Consider the following 16,246-nt stretch of genomic DNA (forward strand, 5'->3'; position numbering starts at 1 on the left):
GAGGGCGGGGCCCGGCGCGGGCCACCGGTACGACAACCGGCCGCCGCGCACATTCGCTCGAGGAGGAACCCGTGCAGAATCGGCTCGACAACCAGGGTCGTACCCGGTGGAAGCGGTTCGCCGCCATGATCGTGCCCACCACGGCCGCCGCCGGTGCCATCCTGTTCGGCATGTCGACCGGCGCCATCGCCTCCGACATCACCGTGTCCGGGCAGACCTTCAAGATCGGCGCGGACCGCCTGGAGGGCGAGGGCTTCAAGCAGTACGGCGGCATCGTCCGCGAGAAGGGTGAGGACGGCAAGGCCGGCGCGACGCGCCCGGTCGCGATGGCCGAGATCAGCAGCGCCGACCTGTACAACCTCTGCCAGTCCGTCCGCGCCGACCTGCCCGGCCTGCCGGTGGTGCTCACCATCAACGCCGGCGAGGGCAAGGACCCGGCCCGCGCCAAGGACCTGGTGATCGCGATGGACTCGCTCGAAGGCAACGCGACCTTCACCAACATCCAGATCGGCCGCGACGCCAGCGACCTGAACCCGACGGCCCAGCGCGGCTCGTTCGGCCAGAACTCCGACCGGGTCACCATCCGCGACCTGAAGCAGGTGTCCCGCTACACCACGTCCTCGACGTTCAACCTGGTCGGGCTGCGGCTCAAGGTCAACGTGGGTGACGACGCCAAGGGCAAGGAGTGCTTCTGAGCTGAGCACGGCCCGCGGTGGCCGACCACCGCGGGCCCGCCCCACCGTCCCCGCCCCCGCTCCGCCAGGAGGAGTACGTGACAACCGTCGAACCGTCCCACGCCCGGCTCGGCACCGCGGCCCGGACGTGGCGGACCTTCCGCCGCTGGCAGCGGAGCCGGCCGTTCTGGGGCGGCCTGTTCATCATCCTGGCCGGGGTGGAGATGCTCGCCTCCACCCGGCTGACCCTCAACGGCCTGAGCTTCAGCAGCGGCGCCACCGGCCTGCTCTCGTTGCTGATCCCGGCCATCCTCGGGACCTGCGGCGTGCTGCTCTGGCTCAGTCCGGCGCAGCGGCTGTTCTACTCGATCGTCGCGGCGGTCACGACCGTCTACTCGCTGATCGGGCTCAACCTCGGCGGCTTCTTCCTCGGCCTGCTGCTGGGCATCGTGGGCAGCGCGCTCGCCTTCGCCTGGGTGCCGGCCCGGCCGGCAAAGCTGGCGGCTGACGAGCGCGACACCGAGGCGGACGACGAGCGCGACACCAGGGTGGACCAGCGGGACGCCGACCTGCTCGACGTCGACGGCCCGGTCGGCGTCGAGCAGGTCGGCGTCGACCAGTCGTTCACCGGCCGGCCGGCCGCCCCGGAACCCGCTGACGAGCAGCCGGCCGGGGAACTGGCGACCGTCGAGGTGCCGGCCGGCGTACGGTCGGCCGTCGAGCAGCCGACTGCCGAGCGGCCGGGCGGGGAGCGGCCGGTCCCTCGGCAGTCGGTGAACGGGCAGGCGGCCGGATCCGACGGCGGCCCGCCCGAGTGGGCGGGCCGTTCAGCGGACCCGCGTGCCTTCGGCATCGTCCTGCTGGTGCTCGGCCTGGCCACCGCCGGCCTGGCCGTGCAGCCGCGCGCGGTACAGGCCGCACCGAGCAGGCCCGCCGCCAGCGCCTGCCCGACGAAGCCCGCCACGCCGTCGAAGGCACCCTCCGCGACGCCCACCCCGACGCCGAGCGCGAGCCCGACGCGGGAGGGCAACATCATCACCGACTTCTTCGAGGGGATCGGTGACCTGTTCAAGGGCGGCAGCAAGAAGAGCGAGACGCCCTCGCCCACACCGACCGCGAGCGGATCGGCGGCCCCGACGAGCAAGCCGACCACCCGTCCCGGCTCGACCGACTGCCCGACACCGGGCAAGCCGGGCAAAAAGGAACCGGCGAAGCCCGGCAAGGTGGAGCCCGGCAAGCCGCTGCCGCGTATCGCCGCCGACCCGGGCCTGCCGAAGGTGGCCAAGCAGCCGTCGAAGCTCACCGGCTCCAAGGTGACCATGACCGGGCTGCGGTTCGAGGGGATCACCGACCTGCGGACCGAGCAGGGCGCGCTCAAGGTGCTGAAGTTCAGCATGAAGGAAGCCGTGACCGACGACTTCCTGCTGGTCGCCGACGGCCCCAGCGGTCGCACCCAGCGGTACGCGACCGACCGTCTCACCGTCCGCGACGACGTCGCGTTCTACTGCACCCGGTTCGTCGGCAAGCTCGCCGGCATCAAGCTGACGCTGACGCCGGACCTGCCGTTCCCGGACGGCCTGCCGGTCACGCTGCCCATCCCGGTGACGTTCACCGACCCGGTCATCGACCTGGCGTACGTCACCAGCAACACGCTCACCGGCCGGCCGACGCTGAAGGTGACGCTCGGCGCCTGACCGGACGGGTGCCGGCGGAACGCGCCGCCGGCACCCGGAAGCCGGCTCAGAGCCGGGCCAGCGCCTTACGCAGCGGGTCCAGCCCCAGCGAGCCCAGGTCGAGCGCCTGGCGGTGGAACTCCTTGAGGTCGAAGTCGGCGCCCTTGCGGGCCTTCGCGTCCTCCCGGGCCTGCAACCAGATCCGCTCGCCCACCTTGTACGACGGGGCCTGCCCGGGCCAGCCCAGGTAGCGGTTCAGCTCGAAACGCAGGTTCTCGTCCGGCACCCGGCAGTGCGCCCGCATGAACTCCCAGCCCAGCTCCGGCGTCCACCGCTCGCCCGGGTGGAAGCCGAACGGGTTGTCCTTCGGGATCTCCAGCTCCAGGTGCATGCCGATGTCGACGATGACCCGGGCCGCGCGCAGCGCCTGCCCGTCGAGCATGCCGAGCCGGTCACCGGGGTCGCCGAGGTAGCCCAGCTCGTCCATCAGCCGCTCGGAGTAGAGCGCCCAGCCCTCGCCGTGCCCGGAGACCCAGCACAACAGCCGCTGCCAGCGGTTGAGCAGGTCGGCCCGGACGGCCGTCTGCGCGACCTGCAGGTGGTGACCCGGCACGCCCTCGTGGTAGACGGTGGTCACCTCCCGCCAGGTGGAGAAGTCGGTGATGCCCTGCGGCACCGCCCACCACATCCGTCCCGGCCGGGAGAAGTCCTCGCTCGGGCCGGTGTAGTAGATGGCACCGTCGCTCGTCGGCGCGAGGCAGCACTCAATCCGGCGTACCTGCTCGGGGATGTCGAAGTGGGTGCCGTTCAGGTCGCTGACCGCCTGGTCGGCGAGCGCCTGCATCCAGTCCCGGAACGCCTCCTTGCCGCGTACCGTCCGCGCCGGGTCGGCGTCGAGCGCGCGTACCGCGTCGTCGATCGAGGCGCCGGGCCCGGCGATGCGCGCGGACACCGTCCGCATGTCGGCCTCCAGCCGGGCCAGCTCCGCGAAACCCCAGGCGTACGTCTCGTCCAGGTCGACCTTCGCGCCGAGGAAGTACTGCGAGGCCAGTTCGTAGCGCTCCCGCCCGGCGGCCTGCTTCTCCCGCCCGGCCGGCGCCAGCTCGTTGCGCAGGAACTGCCCGAACTCGGCGGTGGCGGCGGTGGCGGCGGCCGCGCCCTTGCGCAGCTCCGCGCCGAGCGCGCCGTCGGCGTCGAGCCGCTCGACCATGCCGTGGAAGAAGTTGTCGCCCTCCGGGTCGACCCAGACGTCGCACTGCTTGGCCACCTCGACGAGCTGCACCTGCGAGCTGACCCGTCCCGCGGCGGCGGCCTCGCGCAGCGTGCGCTTGTAGCCGTCGAGCGCCGACGCGAAGCGGTTGAGCCGGGCCGCCACGTTGGCCTTCGCCTCCTCGCCGTCGGTCGGCATGAGGTCGAAGACCATCCGGATCTCGTGCAGCCCGCTGGAGATGACGTTGACCTCGCTGCCGGTCTCGCCGGCCTCGTACCGGGCCAGCTCCAGGCCGAGGCGCTCCTGCATGGCCTCCTTTGCGGTCCGCTCGGCCTCGGTCTCCGGCTCGGTCACGTCGAGTTCGCCGAGCGTGCGCCGGGCCAGGTCGGCGCGGGCCGCGTAGCCGTCGGGCGACAGGTCGTCGAGCTGGTCGTCGTAGCCGGCGATGCCGACGTAGGTGGCCCCGGTCGGGCTCAGCGGAGCCCACTCGGCCACGTACCGGTTGGCGAGGTCATCGATTCGTCCCACGAGGGGACCCTACGTGACCCCGCAGCCGAATTCCGCACGACATCGTCGTACCCGTGGGGCAAAGTGTCAGGGGTGACAGTCGATTTCACTCCTGACCGCGCGCCGCTGCGGAGCTGGCTGCCGGGGTTCGTCGCGCTTGCCGCCATCTGGGGTTCGAGTTTTCTGTTCATCAAGGTCGGCGTGGCCGAGCTGCACCCCGTGCACCTCACTCTCTACCGGGTGGCCACCGGCGCGGTCACGCTGCTGGTGGTGCTCGCCGTGCTGCGCGACCGGCTGCCCCGCGACCTTCGCGTCTGGGGGCACATGCTCGTGGTGGCCGCGTTCGGCGTCGCGGTGCCGTTCACGCTGTTCGGCTACGGCGAGCAGCGGGTCGAGTCGATGCTCGCCGGCATCTGGAACGCCACCACGCCGCTGATCGTGCTGCCGCTGGCGGTGCTGGTGTTCCGCACCGAGCGGCTGACCGTGCGGCGGGCGGTCGGGCTGGGGCTGGGCTTCGTCGGGGTGCTCGTGGTGCTCGGCGTCTGGGAGGGCGTCGGTGGCGCCCACTTCGTCGGCCAGCTCATGTGCTTCGGCGCGGCTGCCTGCTACGGGCTCGCCATTCCGTACCAGAAGAAGTTCGTCGCGGGCAGCGCGTACTCCGGGCTGTCGCTGTCGGCGGCCCAGCTGCTGGTGGCGACCGCGCAGCTCGCGCTGGTCGCGCCGTTCGTCGGGACGCCGCCGTCCCCGGCCGGGCTCTCGCCGCGCGTGATCGCGAGCGTGCTGGCGCTCGGCGCGCTCGGCACCGGGCTCGCCTTTGTCATCAACATGCGCAACATCCGGCTGGCCGGGGCGAGCACGGCGTCCACAGTGACGTACCTGGTTCCGGTGTTCGCGGTGCTCGTCGGCGCGGTCGTGCTGGGTGAGCGGATGACCTGGCACCAGCCGGTGGGTGCGCTCGTGGTGCTGGCCGGCGTGGCGGTCGCGCAGGGCCTGTTCGGGCGGCGCCGCACGCGCCCGGACGTGGTGGTGCCGGCCCGCACTGTCGAACCGGCTGCCCAGGGCTGACCCTCAGCTACGGCCGGCTGTCCACTTCACCAGGCGGTCGGCCGTCCAGGTGTTCACCACCCGGTTCGCCGGCACCCCGCACAGCGCGGCCCGCTCGCAGCCGAACCGCTGCCAGTCGAGCTGGCCGGGGGCGTGCGCGTCGGTGTCGATGGCGAACCGGCACCCGGCCTCCAGCGCGAGCCGGATCAGCCGCTTCGGCGGGTCCTGCCGTTCCGGCCGGGAGTTGATCTCGACGGCCACGTCGTGCTCGGCGCACGCCGCGAAGACGGCGTCCGCGTCGAACTCGCTCTCCTTGCGGGTACGCGCGCGGTGCCCCTTGTCGCCCGGCCCGGTCACGCCGGCGGGCCGGGAGGAGACCATCCGGCCGGTGCAGTGCCCGAGGATGTCCAGGTGCGGGTTGGCGATCGCGGTCAGCATCCGGCGGGTCATCTTCGCCCGGTCGTCGTTCAGCCCGCTGTGCACCGAGCCGACCACCACGTCCAGGCGGGCCAGCAGGTCCGCGTCCTGGTCCAGCGAGCCGTCGGCGAGGATGTCCACCTCGATGCCGGTGAGCAGGCGGAAGCCCTTCGGCAGCGCCTCGTTCACGGCCGCGACGTGGTCGAGCTGCTTACGCAACCGCTCCGCGGTCAGGCCCCGGGCCACCTTCAGCCGGGGCGAGTGGTCGGTGAGCACCAGGTACTCGTGGCCCAGCTCGACCGCCGCCAGCGCCATCTCCTCGATCGGCGAGCCGCCGTCGGACCAGTCCGAGTGGGTGTGGCAGTCGCCGCGCAGCGCGTCCCGCAGCTTCGCCGCCGCCTCGTCCAGGTCGGTGCCCTCGGTCGCCAGCAGCCGGCGCAGGTAGACCGGCTCCTCCCCGGCCAGCGACTCGGCCACGCAGCGGGCGGTGACGTCACCGACGCCGGACAGCTCGGTCAGCTTGCCGGTGCGGGCCCGCTCGGCCACCTCGGCGGCGGGCAGCGCGCCGAGCGTCTTCGCGGCCGACCGGAACGCCCGGACCCGGTAGGTGGCCTCGTTGGCCCGTTCCAGCAGGAACGCGATCCGGCGCAGGTCGGCGATGGGATCCCGGGCACTCATGCCCTGGAACCTACGCGCATCCGCCGCCCGCCGCGCGACCCCGCACCGTCAGCCGCCCGTGGTGGACCGGCCCGGCGACGCCGGGCAGCCGTGCTTGCGCTGCCAGGCGGTGACCTCGGCGACCGGCGAGCGGTTGCCGTCCTTGCGCCACGAGTTCAGGTAGGGCGCCGGCCAGACCACGCCCCGGCGGATCCACCAGTCGTCCTTTCCCGTGCACTTCGGGGAGAGTCCGAAGTGCAGGTGACAGACGTTGTTGGCGTTGCCGGTACGGCCGACCTTGCCGAGCTGCTGCCCGGCCCGGACCCGTACGCCCGGGTCGATGCCGGCCGCGACCGCGCTCAGGTGCGAGCCGTAGTAGCGCACCCCGTCGTCACCGAGCAGCGAGACGGAGAGCCCGCCGTTGTTCGGCCCCTGCGGCCCGCGCTTGTCGAACCGGTCGACCCGGCTCACCTCCAGCACCACGCCGTCGGTGACCGCCACCACCGGCTCGCCGCAGTCGGCGAACACGTCGGTGCCCGGGTAGCCGCCGTGCGTCGGGTGGTAGTCGACGTTGCCGGCGCGGACGGGGAAGACCCGCTTCACGTCCGTGCGGGCCGGCGACGGCGGGGAGGCGGTCGGCGGTGCCGGGCTCGCCGGGTCGGCAGGCTGCGCGCCCGTCGCGATCGGGCTCGGTTCCTGCCACCTGTCGGCGCGCCCGGTGGAGGCGCCACACCCCCCGGCGGCGAGCGCCGCGACGAGCAGCAGGACCGGGTACGCCGGCCGCGTCCGGCGTCCGATCGATGGCGAGCGCATCCGGTCATCCTGACAGACCACTACCGTAGGGACGAACGCCGCGACCGCGTCACACCCGCCGGTCACGGTGCGTGACGCCGACGTGGATCGTTCGGGGAAGGGGGCGGCGGTGACGTACGGGTGGCAGGGCGGACCCGAGGGGACCGGTCCGGGGGCGTTCCCACCTCCGCCGCGTACCCCCTCGGGACTCTTCCCGTCCAACGCGCCGATCCGGCCCAGCTACCGCGAGCCGTACCCGATCACCGGCTCCGGGGTCGCGGTCGGCGCGCTCGTCGCGTTCGCCTGGTTGCTGCTGTTCGGGCTGCTCGGCCGCAACATCGCGGGTTACGCCTGGTGGACTCTGCTGGCCGGCGCCCTGGCCTGGGCGGCGGCAGCGGTGCTGGTCCGCCACGGTGACCGGGGGGTCGCCACCGGGGTCGCGATCGTCACCGCCGGTGGTTGGAGCATCGCCGCCGCGCTGGTCGCGATGCGGTGGGCGCAGACCGGCGACTGGCCGCTCTGGTGACCATGGGTGCCGGTTTCGCTGCGTAGCGAAGGCCACCTTGACGTTCGCGCGGTGACGGTCCACGCTCGGCGGTATGGCCTGGACCACACCGCCGCGGCTCGACCCCGAGCGGAGCCGCCGTCGCCTGCAACTCCTTGCCGAGTTGGCCGGTGCCCGCGCGGTGCAGCAGCGCCAGCGACCACAGCGCGCGCGTACCGAGCGGCTGCGCCAACTCATCGCCACCCGTCGGCGCGTCGTCGGCTGACCGGCTTTCTCTTCAGAACGGCCGGCCCTTACGGGGCGTTGACCGGTCGCCCGCCGACCCGACCGGTTAACGTGCATCGCGTGACCTGTCGGCGTGCTGCCGAGGCCAATTTGGGGGGACCGTGTCGTACTTCGCTGCTGCCGTGGCGCGCGTCGACGGCGGCTGGACCGCGGGCGAGGTGAGCCTGCGGGGCGTCACCGACATCGAGGAGGTGGCGGACCGGCTGCGCGACGTCGAGCCGGACGCCGACCTGTCGCTGCTGTTCGTCGAGGCCGACGACACGTACCTGGTCGTCCTGCGCCTGGACGAGGGGGAGGACCTGCGGGTCTTCGGCTCCGACTCGGCGTTCGCGGAGGAGTCCCGCCTGGGCGCGCTGCTGGTCGGCGACCTGAAGACGTCGGTCACCGGGCTGGAGGAGGTCGACGAGCCGCGCGCCTCCAGCGGCGACGACGACAACGAGCAGCCCGCTGTGGACCCGGAAGCCGACCCGGTCGGTGACGCGGACCTGCTGGCCGACCTGGGCATCCCGGCGCAGAAGCTGCTCGCGCTCTGCGCACACGAGGGTTCCATGCCGGCCGACGTCACCGCCGAGATCTGCCAGGTGCTCGGCTGCGTGGACGAGGTCGAGGAGCTGCGTGAGGTCTGAGCCCGGGGAGTCCCGGACGCCCGGCGCCGCCGAACCCGCCGACGCGACCGATCCGGCGCTGGAGACCGTACGCCCGGGGCAGCCCACCCCCGGCCGGACCGCGCGCGTCGGTCCCGGCGCGGACGAGGCGCTCGCCGAACCGGGCGCGGTCGGCCGCCGGCAGCGGCACGAGCTGTGGATGCGCCGGGCCCTGGAGGTCGCGGTGACTGGCCCGGACGAGGCGATCCCCGACGCCGACGACGTGCCGGTCGGCGCGGTGCTCTACGGTCCCGACGGCGCCGAACTGGCGATCGGGCGCAACGAGCGGGAGCTGACCGGCGACCCGACCGCGCACGCCGAGGTGCTGGCGTTGCGCCGGGCCGCGCAGCGGCTGGGCCGCTGGCGGCTGGACGACTGCACGCTCGTCGTGACGCTGGAACCGTGCACCATGTGCGCCGGGGCGATCGCGCTGGCCCGCGTCTCGACAGTGGTGTTCGGCGCGTGGGAACCCAAGACCGGCGCCGTCGGGTCGCTCTGGGACGTGCTGCGCGACCGCCGCGTCACGCACCGCCCCGAGGTGTACGGCGGCGTGCTGGAACGCGAGAGCGCCGCGCTGCTGCGCGCGTTCTTCCGCTGAGGTGTGCTCGGCTCAGGCGCTCGTCGGCGCCGGGCGCAGCAGCGTCGCGGCGACCCCCTGGGCGACCTCGGTCCACGCGGTCGGGCGCAACGTCGCCGGGTCGAGCCGGACGATCGACCGGGTGCCGGTGGCGTGCACGGTGGCGCCGTCGGTCGAGCGGAACTCGAAGGCGTACCGGGCGCTGCTGGTGCCGAAGTGCTCCAGCCAGAAGTGCACAGCCACAGTGCCGACGCCGGTGACCGGCGCGCGGTAGCTGATGGTGAACTCGCGGACCGCGTGGAACACGTCCGGCGCGGCGTGCACATCGCCGCGGAAGGCGACGCCGCGCTCGGCCCAGTACGGCGTGAGCGCGCGTTCCAGCAGCACCGCGTAGCGGGCGTTGTGCAGCAGGCCCATGGCGTCGAGGTCGTCGAAGTGCACCGGCACGTGCGCGACGTGCCCGAACTCGGCGGCCTGCCGCTCGACTGTGGTGTGGCTCATGACTGGCCTTCCGGTAGCAGGGTCGGATCCGGGCAGAGCGCCCGCAGCCGGGTCAGCAGGCCCTGGCGGGCGTGCCGGTAGGTGGCGTCCGGGTCGAGCAGCCGGGACCGCATCACCGCGCTGATCCCCAGCGCGTCGATCTCGTACGCGAGCAGTGGCACGTCCAGGTCGGCGGGGAGTTCGCCGAGGTCCACCGCCTCCTGGACGAGGCGTTCCAGCAGCGCGGTCCAGCGGGCGAACGCCTCGGCGAGCCGGTCGCGGACCGGGCCGGGGCGGGCGTTGTACTCGAACTCGGTGTTCGCGAAGAAGCAGCCGCCGGGCAGCACCCGGGCGGCGTAGAAGTCGATCCGGGCCTCGTGCAGCGCGCGCAGCCGGCGTACGCCCCGGGGCGCCTCCAGGGCGGGCGCGACGATCATCTCCTGCCACTGCGCCACGGCCCGGTCGACGGTGGCGAGTTGCAGCGCCTCCTTGGAGCGCCAGTGCGCGAAGAGGCCGGACTTGCTCACCTCCAGCCGGTCGGCGAGCTGGGCCAGGGAGAGGCCGTGCAGGCCGACCTCGGTGGCCAGCGCCACGGCGGTGTCCAGCACCGCGGTGCGGGTGCGGTCGCCACGGGCGACGCGGCCGTCGGAGGTCATGCGGGCAGCGTATCGGGAAACAAGCACGACCGGTCGTATTTATTTTTGTGACCCGGGTAACGCGCGACCGCCCCGCCACCTCGCGGCGGCGGGGCGGTCCAGGGTCGATCAGGTCAGGCGATGATGGTGTCCAGCGCGATCTCGACCATCTGGCCGAACGTCTGCTCACGCTCCTGCGACGTGGTCTTCTCGCCGGTCTTGATGTGGTCGCTGACGGTCAGGATCGTCAGCGCGCGGGCCTTGAAGCGCGCCGCGATCGTGTAGAGCGCCGCCGACTCCATCTCCACCGCCAGCACGCCGTAGTCGGCGAGCGTGTCGTACAGGTCCGGCCGGTCCGTGTAGAAGGCGTCCGCCGCCAGGATCGGCCCCACCCGCATGCTGATGCCGCGCCGCTCGGCCACCTCGACCGAGGTACGCAGCAACCCGAAGTCGGCCACCGGGGCGTAGTCGATCAGCCCGTCGAAGCGCATCCGGTTCATGTTCGAGTCGGTGGACGAGCCGATCGCCGCCACCACGTCCCGCAGCTGCAGATCCTCGGTCAGCGCGCCGCAGGAGCCGACCCGGATCAGCGACTTCACGCCGTACTCGTTTACCAGTTCGTGGGCGTAGATCGAAGCGGACGGCATGCCCATGCCGGAGCCCTGGACGGACACGTCAACGCCGTTCCACTTGCCGGTGAAGCCCAGCATGCCGCGCACCGTCGTGTAGCAGCGGGCCCCCTCCAGGTAGGTCTCCGCGATCCACTTGGCCCGCAGCGGGTCGCCCGGCATCAGGACCCGCTCGGCGATCTCTCCCGGCTCAGCGCCGATGTGCGTACTCATGGCAAAGATCCTGCCAGGCCGGGCCGAGGCATACCGGTTCGGCGTCCAAGCCGGCGGTCCTGTACCCTCGTCGGCGGTGGCGTGTCCGAGTGGCCTAAGGAGCACGCCTCGAAAGCGTGTGAGGGTTTACGCCCTCCGCGGGTTCAAATCCCGCCGCCACCGCTCGTGAACAGCGAGAACGCCCGGTCGATCCGCGAGGATCGCACCGGGCGTTCCGCTTGTGGTCTCAGTTTCGGTCTCAGTTGCTGCTCAAGAGTCGACTTCGGGTCCTCTGTCGGGCTGTCCCCACAGCAGCCCTCCGACGCGCTGGGCGATGTCCCGACGCACCTGGGCGGTGAGATGTTGGTAGCGGGCCGCCGTCGTCGAGTTGGACCAGCCCATGATGCCCATCAACGACCGCTAGGCCACGCCGAGGATCAGCAGCACCGTGGCGGCCCGGTTGTTGAGCGGACCGTCTCGATCAAGGGCGAGCCCGTGGCGATCTACGACCTGATGGGCAAGGACGTGCCGCTCCAATTTTCGCAAATTTTCCTCACCTTTGGAATTGCCCCCACTAGTCCTTCGTCCAACGGCCCAAGTGGCGTCTATCGACCTCGTCTGGCTGCCTTCCGGGTTACCCGCGAGGGTCTAGCGCGACTAACGGCCTTCTGGACGAATTCCTCGACATCGTCAATTGCAATGACCGGCAAGGGGCAGGCAAGGACTTTAGGCGTGACCAGGCTCCGACTGGTAACGATGACGGGAACCACGCTCCAACCAGAAGCGTCCAGGTCCAAGTTGAAGTGTTGGATGACGGCAGGTAGGTTCTGCCGCACCCAGTTCGCCCTACCAGTAAGTTTCCGTAGTGCACTACGCTGGCCATACAGAAGGCTCTCTGCTTCATTAGCGAGCTCTCTCGGAATGCGCGCCAACTCGAAATCCTTGGCCTCGGCTACGAAGATCAGCCGGCGCTGCACATGGATGCCCAACGCGTCAATGTCGCCCAGGTCATCGCCTGCGGAAGATTGCAGCTTTTTGCCACGAACCTTCGCAAGCCCCGTGGCGGTGATTGCGCATCCTCCCGAGCCGAGTGCGTCAGCCACCCTCTGCTCGAAAGCTTTATTCTCGTCTTGTCGGATGGTACTGACGACTCTCGTCAGCTCAGGCGACTTCGCGCGCATCCGTCCTGAGTAGAGGAGACCTACCCAGTAGCCGGCGGTCGACCATAGGCGACGCACTCCCCAAACTAGATCTTCGCCGCCATCCGAGTTCCCGGCCTGAATGAGGGGACGCCGTGCGTATGACCACTCTCGGTTATATCGCCACGGCCAAGCATCCGGACCCACCGAGAGGAAATTCCTGCGGGGGCGCAAGGCAAGCGCATCGATGAAGCGCCTCGCTTTTTCTTTCGTCCAGCCGAGCGTGCTCGTTAGTTCCTGCTCAACCTCCACTATCGGAACACGACATGGCTCTTGGCTACAACGTTCATCGCCAAAGCCAATGAGCGTACCTATTCCCTCTCCCAGTTCGGTTAGTGTGAACCCGAATTCGGCGAGCATTCCTGCCTCGACGGTCGATGCGGGTGGGCCCACCTTTGCTGAAACCGGCCTTGGACTCGACTCGACGCCAAGGGCCATGAGTCTGATTGCCTCTGCCTGAGCGATGCTGAACGCGCCCGTGCCAGAGTCGTACCTGTCGCCACGAGAGGTGCCCAGTCGACCCGATTTGAGAAGCGATAACGTCGCATCTGAGAACTCGTGGTGGATCGCGTCTGACAGCGTAGCCCTCGCGTAAATTTCCGCAGCCGTAGCCAGCAGTCGATCGTATGTGTCCAAAGTGATAGGCCTCTGGCCTGATGGCGGTGTTGCGGCCACATATTCCACCAAGAAGCGACTCGCGATTGCCGCCTCCGTTCGCTTCCGCTCACCTTCCGCAATCTCCTGCGTCAGGTCAGGACTCTCGCCGAAGCAAGCGATGCGATAGGCAAGGGATTCTCGCTCTACGGCGTCAGAATGTATGAGTGTCTCATCCCTCCGAACAAGGAACTCAATCAAGCCGTTTGGGTCGAGTTCGCTCACAATAGCTTGTATCTGCTCGAAGTGGTGGGAAACGCACTTCTGAAGCAGTTCGTTGCGCTTCTCGTCCGGGACCTGTCCTTCCGGCAGCCCATCCGCAGTCAGCCACTCGCCTAATTCGTCAAGGATGAACCCAGATACGGCGGGTTGCACCAGCCGCGCGCTTCGGAAGAACGGTGGTCGTAGAGCCACCTGGCTGCCTTTGTTGACCCTGATAACTTTCTTTCTGCCTACTGGAGCGACCCGATCGACTATGGACGGAATATCTTGGAGTGCAACGCCAGTGGCGTCGGAAAGCGCCATGGCAAGAGCCGAAACAAGTAACCGGTCTGCATGATTCTGATCTAGGAAGAGGGTCCACGCGCCTTGCGCCTTAAGCAGAAGCTTCGCCTGACCCCAATTGGAATCTCCGGCGCAGACCCATGTCTGCTCATTGGTTTCCTCTGGCACTTGTGACAGTACGGCGGACCATGCTTCCGCATCGTCGGGCACCAGCTCAACATACAGCCGGCCTTCGAACGTAGAACCCTGCAGGAGCTCTGGCACTTGCTTGGACAGTTGCCAAGTCCAGTAGGCGGCAGCAGGTGCGATTTCGTTTACGAATCCCCGGAGGTTATGGGGCGGAGCGGCGCCAGCTCCGAACCACACATTAAGGCCGTCGAGCTCGACCAGCGTTTCGTCTTCATCGTGGCGAGGGTGAATAAGGTATATGGGGGCCTTGTCGGCACCGTGCATTGACACAACTTGTATGTATGCAGGCCTGTGTGGACTTGGGACCTCATGGGCGTCGGTTTTGCGGTTTGCCTCGGCCTTCAAGGGCAGGGAATGGTCGGAAGATATGGTGAGGAAGGTCGGCTTGTGATCGTCTGAAAGGTAATAGCTGTACTCGTGGCTGCGGTACAAGCCATAGCTGTCAAGTGCGCCAAACGAGACGACTCTGGTCGACTGCTCAAGCCGTGATTCGGCCTCGGCGAACCGCCAAAGAGCCAGGGGGTCGTTCCCGTCGAGCGCGGCGATCACCTCCAACTCGCTGAGCCGCGCCATGAGGATCGGTCCGCTGAGTCGGCTGGGCATTAGGCCAAGGACGTATCCTCGGCCAAGTGGTTCTTGCAGGATTAGACGTAGCGTATTCGAATCTTCGGGAACCGGATCTCTGGCGGGGTCAATCACATCGTGTACCCGCTCGCTCAGATTCGGTACGTTCCACATGCCGTAAGGATCGTTTGGATCGTAGCCATCCAGGTCGTCGGTAATCACGGCCAGATCTAGGATTTTGTCACCAGCGAACTCGAAGCGCTGTCGAGCAACTAGGGGATCCTGGCCCCTATCCAACGGCGCTATTGGCCTCATGCCGAATAGCCCCAAGACCCAAACTGTCTGTCGCGCCACTTCTAGCCTGAACGCTTCTGCCAGCTCGGCCGCGCACCCGTGTCGTTGCGCCAGCGTAATGAGGTTGTGACGCAGGGATGCTGTAAGCTCAGCCGGATTGGTCACCAGGACGCCGTCGGCCACTTTCATAAACGGCTTAACTACGAGCAGACTCTCATTGGGCTCGGGGGAAGTGGATACTTCATCCCGTGGGGGCAGCGCGAGGTCATAGATGACGTGGGTCGCCGCGAGCGGGAGAATCCGTGCTAGATCCTCAGGGGTTAGCAGAACGGCTTCGGACAGTTCCGTAAGATAGTCGCGCCCGGGAACGAATATGTTCTCTCGCATTTTGGTGTTGGGCACCCGTCCGCGACTGAGTCCGGCACGGCGGCAAAGAAGGTCGCTGACGCGTAGAAGGGTCGTCGCCAGGAGCGCCGCCTGACTCCGATACTCCTCCGGCAAATGGTTGTCGCGTGGGTTGAATATCGCTCGAAGCAAAAGTGTCGCGACGTATCCAGATTCGGTCGATAGACCTTCAATCGCCAGATGAGGTCCGCCATGGTAGGGAATTTCGCGCGTGAACAGGTCTTCTGGCGGGTCTTCGGTCTGCATGAGGCCCGCGACTGCCGGCTGCTTGAAAACCTGCCGTAGAGCGCTGGGTGTCAAGATCGCCGGCTGTTCGCGTGCCGGGAGCCCTGCGCCGATTGCGACGGCGCGCTGTAGCCGGAGGAGGGCGGGTCGGTTATCGGGGAGGAGTTGCAACGCGGCGGCAGCTTGCGCAAGCGACGGCCCGTCGACTGTTGCCCAAGGCCGAGCATCCGGATTTACGGTCACAGCTATTTCCCATTCAGGATCCGAGCGTTTGCGGCAGTTGCGGTATCAGATGCTTGCTTGTCAATCCTGTGATGGTCCCGGTGTTACTCCAGATGGGTCCAGTCGAGCGGGTGTCCCTTGACGAGTCGAAGGTCGCCGACGATTGTCCCAGTGACAGCGTCCAGCACTTGACCGGCGTGATCGATGTACGTCGCTACGGCATCGAAGGGCAGGTGATGGCTGGGGCATAGACAGAAAATATTGCTAGGAACATCGGGGCCGTTGTGAGGCTTTCCCAAGGGTCTGATGCGAGCAGCTTCGGCATACGGCCCACCAGGGGTGACGAGCCGTAAACGGCAGGCCTGGCAGGTGTAGTCATGCAACCGCTTCACGCCAATGGCTACGGCAGTGCTCCTGACTAGCCGCTGGATCGTCGCTTCTACACGGGGCACGCTTTTGTTCGTCTGACTCTCAACGAGGCGCGGTGGTGCGTCCACGCTCTCGAAGGTGACCAGCCGATATCGCCAGATCCCGATGCCGTCGATGCCAGTAGCGGTCCAGTGATCGACCACTCGGAACAGGCCGTCGTAGCGAAGGCCTACCGCAGGCGAGTGCTTGGGCTCTCCTCCAGCCCCGCGGATCATGCGTACGGGGTTCCCGTCGAGCTGACTTCTGGCCAACCCTAGGTTGCCGAGGGTCAGCTTCTGGTCCGCGATCTGCCGCTTGGTGCTGGGGTGATTGCCGCCCTGGCCGGTGTACACGATCTCGTCGCCGTAGTCCTCGTCATCGACGTACCCGCCGGAGACGTCGATGGATTCTGCGTCGTCGGCACCTCCGCAGATGCCACCCTGGTTTGGTCTGTAAACTTGTGACTTTGCGAGGTCAGTACGGTTTGAAAAACTCGAGCCCGGCGGGAAGCCAAGGATCTCACCGTAGGTCCGCTTCGGCATACCGGCACGATAGGGGAGGCGTGCGACGTTCGGAGTCCCTAGAGGTTGCTAGATCTGCAATGGACCACGCGGCGCGGACCATCCACGCAGCGCGGCAGGCACCGGCAGGCGCCGACGCA

The 16,246-nt window shown here is 68.7% G+C and carries 15 protein-coding genes and 1 tRNA gene; 8 read left to right on the forward strand and 8 right to left on the reverse strand.

Translation table 11 applies throughout. From position 1 onward, the window contains the following. Window positions 1–71: 71 nt before the first annotated feature. Both MCBG_RS21105 and MCBG_RS21110 read left to right on the forward strand, forming a co-directional pair. Window positions 72–695, forward strand: coding sequence for a DUF6230 family protein (locus tag MCBG_RS21105; RefSeq protein ID WP_043327818.1), 624 nt, complete (start codon window positions 72–74; stop codon window positions 693–695). 77 nt (window positions 696–772) lie between these two features. Beyond that, entirely contained in the window at window positions 773–2,368 is a 1,596-nt protein-coding gene (locus MCBG_RS21110; RefSeq protein ID WP_043330846.1) for a DUF6114 domain-containing protein, read from the forward strand. Window positions 2,369–2,414: 46 nt separating this feature from the next. Here MCBG_RS21110 and MCBG_RS21115 read toward each other — a convergent pair whose 3' ends face one another. Beyond that, entirely contained in the window at window positions 2,415–4,085 is a 1,671-nt protein-coding gene (locus MCBG_RS21115) for a DUF885 domain-containing protein (protein WP_043327819.1), read from the reverse strand. Window positions 4,086–4,157: 72 nt separating this feature from the next. On the opposite strand from MCBG_RS21115, the gene MCBG_RS21120 reads away from it, so the two are divergent. After that, a complete protein-coding gene (locus MCBG_RS21120; protein ID WP_043327820.1) occupies window positions 4,158–5,129 on the forward strand; it encodes a DMT family transporter in 972 nt (323 codons plus the stop codon). A gap of 3 nt (window positions 5,130–5,132) precedes the next feature. Here MCBG_RS21120 and MCBG_RS21125 read toward each other — a convergent pair whose 3' ends face one another. Together MCBG_RS21125 and MCBG_RS21130 are read right to left on the reverse strand one after the other, a co-directional pair. Beyond that, the gene (locus tag MCBG_RS21125) at window positions 5,133–6,203 is read right to left on the reverse strand and encodes a PHP domain-containing protein (protein ID WP_043327821.1); all 1,071 of its coding nucleotides are present in this window, start codon (window positions 6,201–6,203) and stop codon (window positions 5,133–5,135) included. 48 nt (window positions 6,204–6,251) lie between these two features. After that, the gene (locus tag MCBG_RS21130) at window positions 6,252–6,995 is read right to left on the reverse strand and encodes a M23 family metallopeptidase (protein ID WP_043327822.1); all 744 of its coding nucleotides are present in this window, start codon (window positions 6,993–6,995) and stop codon (window positions 6,252–6,254) included. A 109-nt stretch (window positions 6,996–7,104) separates the two neighbouring features. Between MCBG_RS21130 and MCBG_RS21135 the strand changes: the two genes are divergently transcribed. The 4 genes from MCBG_RS21135 to MCBG_RS21145 all read left to right on the forward strand — a co-directional run bounded on the left by MCBG_RS21135 (window position 7,105) and on the right by MCBG_RS21145 (window position 9,006). Continuing rightward, window positions 7,105–7,500 (forward strand): hypothetical protein, encoded by a 396-nt coding sequence (locus tag MCBG_RS21135; RefSeq protein WP_176722829.1) that lies wholly within the window; start codon window positions 7,105–7,107, stop codon window positions 7,498–7,500. A 73-nt stretch (window positions 7,501–7,573) separates the two neighbouring features. Next, the gene (locus MCBG_RS33130) at window positions 7,574–7,744 is read left to right on the forward strand and encodes a hypothetical protein (protein WP_166457820.1); all 171 of its coding nucleotides are present in this window, start codon (window positions 7,574–7,576) and stop codon (window positions 7,742–7,744) included. A 121-nt stretch (window positions 7,745–7,865) separates the two neighbouring features. Next, the gene (locus MCBG_RS21140; RefSeq protein ID WP_043327823.1) at window positions 7,866–8,390 is read left to right on the forward strand and encodes a tRNA adenosine deaminase-associated protein; all 525 of its coding nucleotides are present in this window, start codon (window positions 7,866–7,868) and stop codon (window positions 8,388–8,390) included. 172 nt (window positions 8,391–8,562) lie between these two features. After that, entirely contained in the window at window positions 8,563–9,006 is a 444-nt protein-coding gene (locus MCBG_RS21145) for a nucleoside deaminase (RefSeq protein ID WP_338104090.1), read from the forward strand. 12 nt (window positions 9,007–9,018) lie between these two features. Here MCBG_RS21145 and MCBG_RS21150 read toward each other — a convergent pair whose 3' ends face one another. From MCBG_RS21150 to deoD, 3 genes are all read right to left on the reverse strand, one after another. Continuing rightward, on the reverse strand, window positions 9,019–9,486 hold the full coding sequence (locus MCBG_RS21150) for an acyl-CoA thioesterase (protein WP_043327825.1): 468 nt from the start codon (window positions 9,484–9,486) through the stop codon (window positions 9,019–9,021). Continuing rightward, a complete protein-coding gene (locus MCBG_RS21155; protein WP_030502134.1) occupies window positions 9,483–10,121 on the reverse strand; it encodes a TetR/AcrR family transcriptional regulator in 639 nt (212 codons plus the stop codon). Before MCBG_RS21155 ends, MCBG_RS21150 begins: the two co-directional genes overlap by 4 nt. 113 nt (window positions 10,122–10,234) lie before the next feature. Further along, window positions 10,235–10,942: a purine-nucleoside phosphorylase gene (gene deoD / locus MCBG_RS21160; RefSeq protein WP_043327826.1), complete on the reverse strand. Its 708-nt coding sequence runs from the start codon at window positions 10,940–10,942 to the stop codon at window positions 10,235–10,237. 75 nt (window positions 10,943–11,017) lie between these two features. Here deoD and MCBG_RS21165 point away from each other — a divergent pair. After that, a tRNA-Ser gene (locus MCBG_RS21165) sits at window positions 11,018–11,104 on the forward strand. Between the two features lie 422 nt (window positions 11,105–11,526). Here the strand turns inward: MCBG_RS21165 and MCBG_RS33135 are convergent. Then, window positions 11,527–14,976, reverse strand: coding sequence for a hypothetical protein (locus MCBG_RS33135; protein WP_140946225.1), 3,450 nt, complete (start codon window positions 14,974–14,976; stop codon window positions 11,527–11,529). 305 nt (window positions 14,977–15,281) lie between these two features. Further along, on the reverse strand, window positions 15,282–16,127 hold the full coding sequence (locus tag MCBG_RS31245; RefSeq protein WP_051611331.1) for a YDG/SRA domain-containing protein: 846 nt from the start codon (window positions 16,125–16,127) through the stop codon (window positions 15,282–15,284). Window positions 16,128–16,246 lie beyond the last annotated feature (119 nt).

The sequence above is a fragment of the Micromonospora sp. M42 genome (genome assembly GCF_000568915.1).
GTDB lineage: Bacteria > Actinomycetota > Actinomycetes > Mycobacteriales > Micromonosporaceae > Micromonospora > Micromonospora chalcea.

Bases quoted from the DNA above. Each gene is read 5' to 3' on its own strand.
- MCBG_RS21125 (WP_043327821.1), bottom strand. From the start codon at position 6,203: ATGAGTGCCCGGGATCCCATCGCCGACCTGCGCCGGATCGCGTTCCTG.
- MCBG_RS21130 (WP_043327822.1), bottom strand. From the start codon at position 6,995: ATGCGCTCGCCATCGATCGGACGCCGGACGCGGCCGGCGTACCCGGTC.
- MCBG_RS33130 (WP_166457820.1), top strand. From the start codon at position 7,574: ATGGCCTGGACCACACCGCCGCGGCTCGACCCCGAGCGGAGCCGCCGT.
- MCBG_RS21150 (WP_043327825.1), bottom strand. From the start codon at position 9,486: ATGAGCCACACCACAGTCGAGCGGCAGGCCGCCGAGTTCGGGCACGTC.
- MCBG_RS21155 (WP_030502134.1), bottom strand. From the start codon at position 10,121: ATGACCTCCGACGGCCGCGTCGCCCGTGGCGACCGCACCCGCACCGCG.
- deoD (WP_043327826.1), bottom strand. From the start codon at position 10,942: ATGAGTACGCACATCGGCGCTGAGCCGGGAGAGATCGCCGAGCGGGTC.
- MCBG_RS33135 (WP_140946225.1), bottom strand. From the start codon at position 14,976: ATGCAGACCGAAGACCCGCCAGAAGACCTGTTCACGCGCGAAATTCCC.
- MCBG_RS31245 (WP_051611331.1), bottom strand. From the start codon at position 16,127: ATGCCGAAGCGGACCTACGGTGAGATCCTTGGCTTCCCGCCGGGCTCG.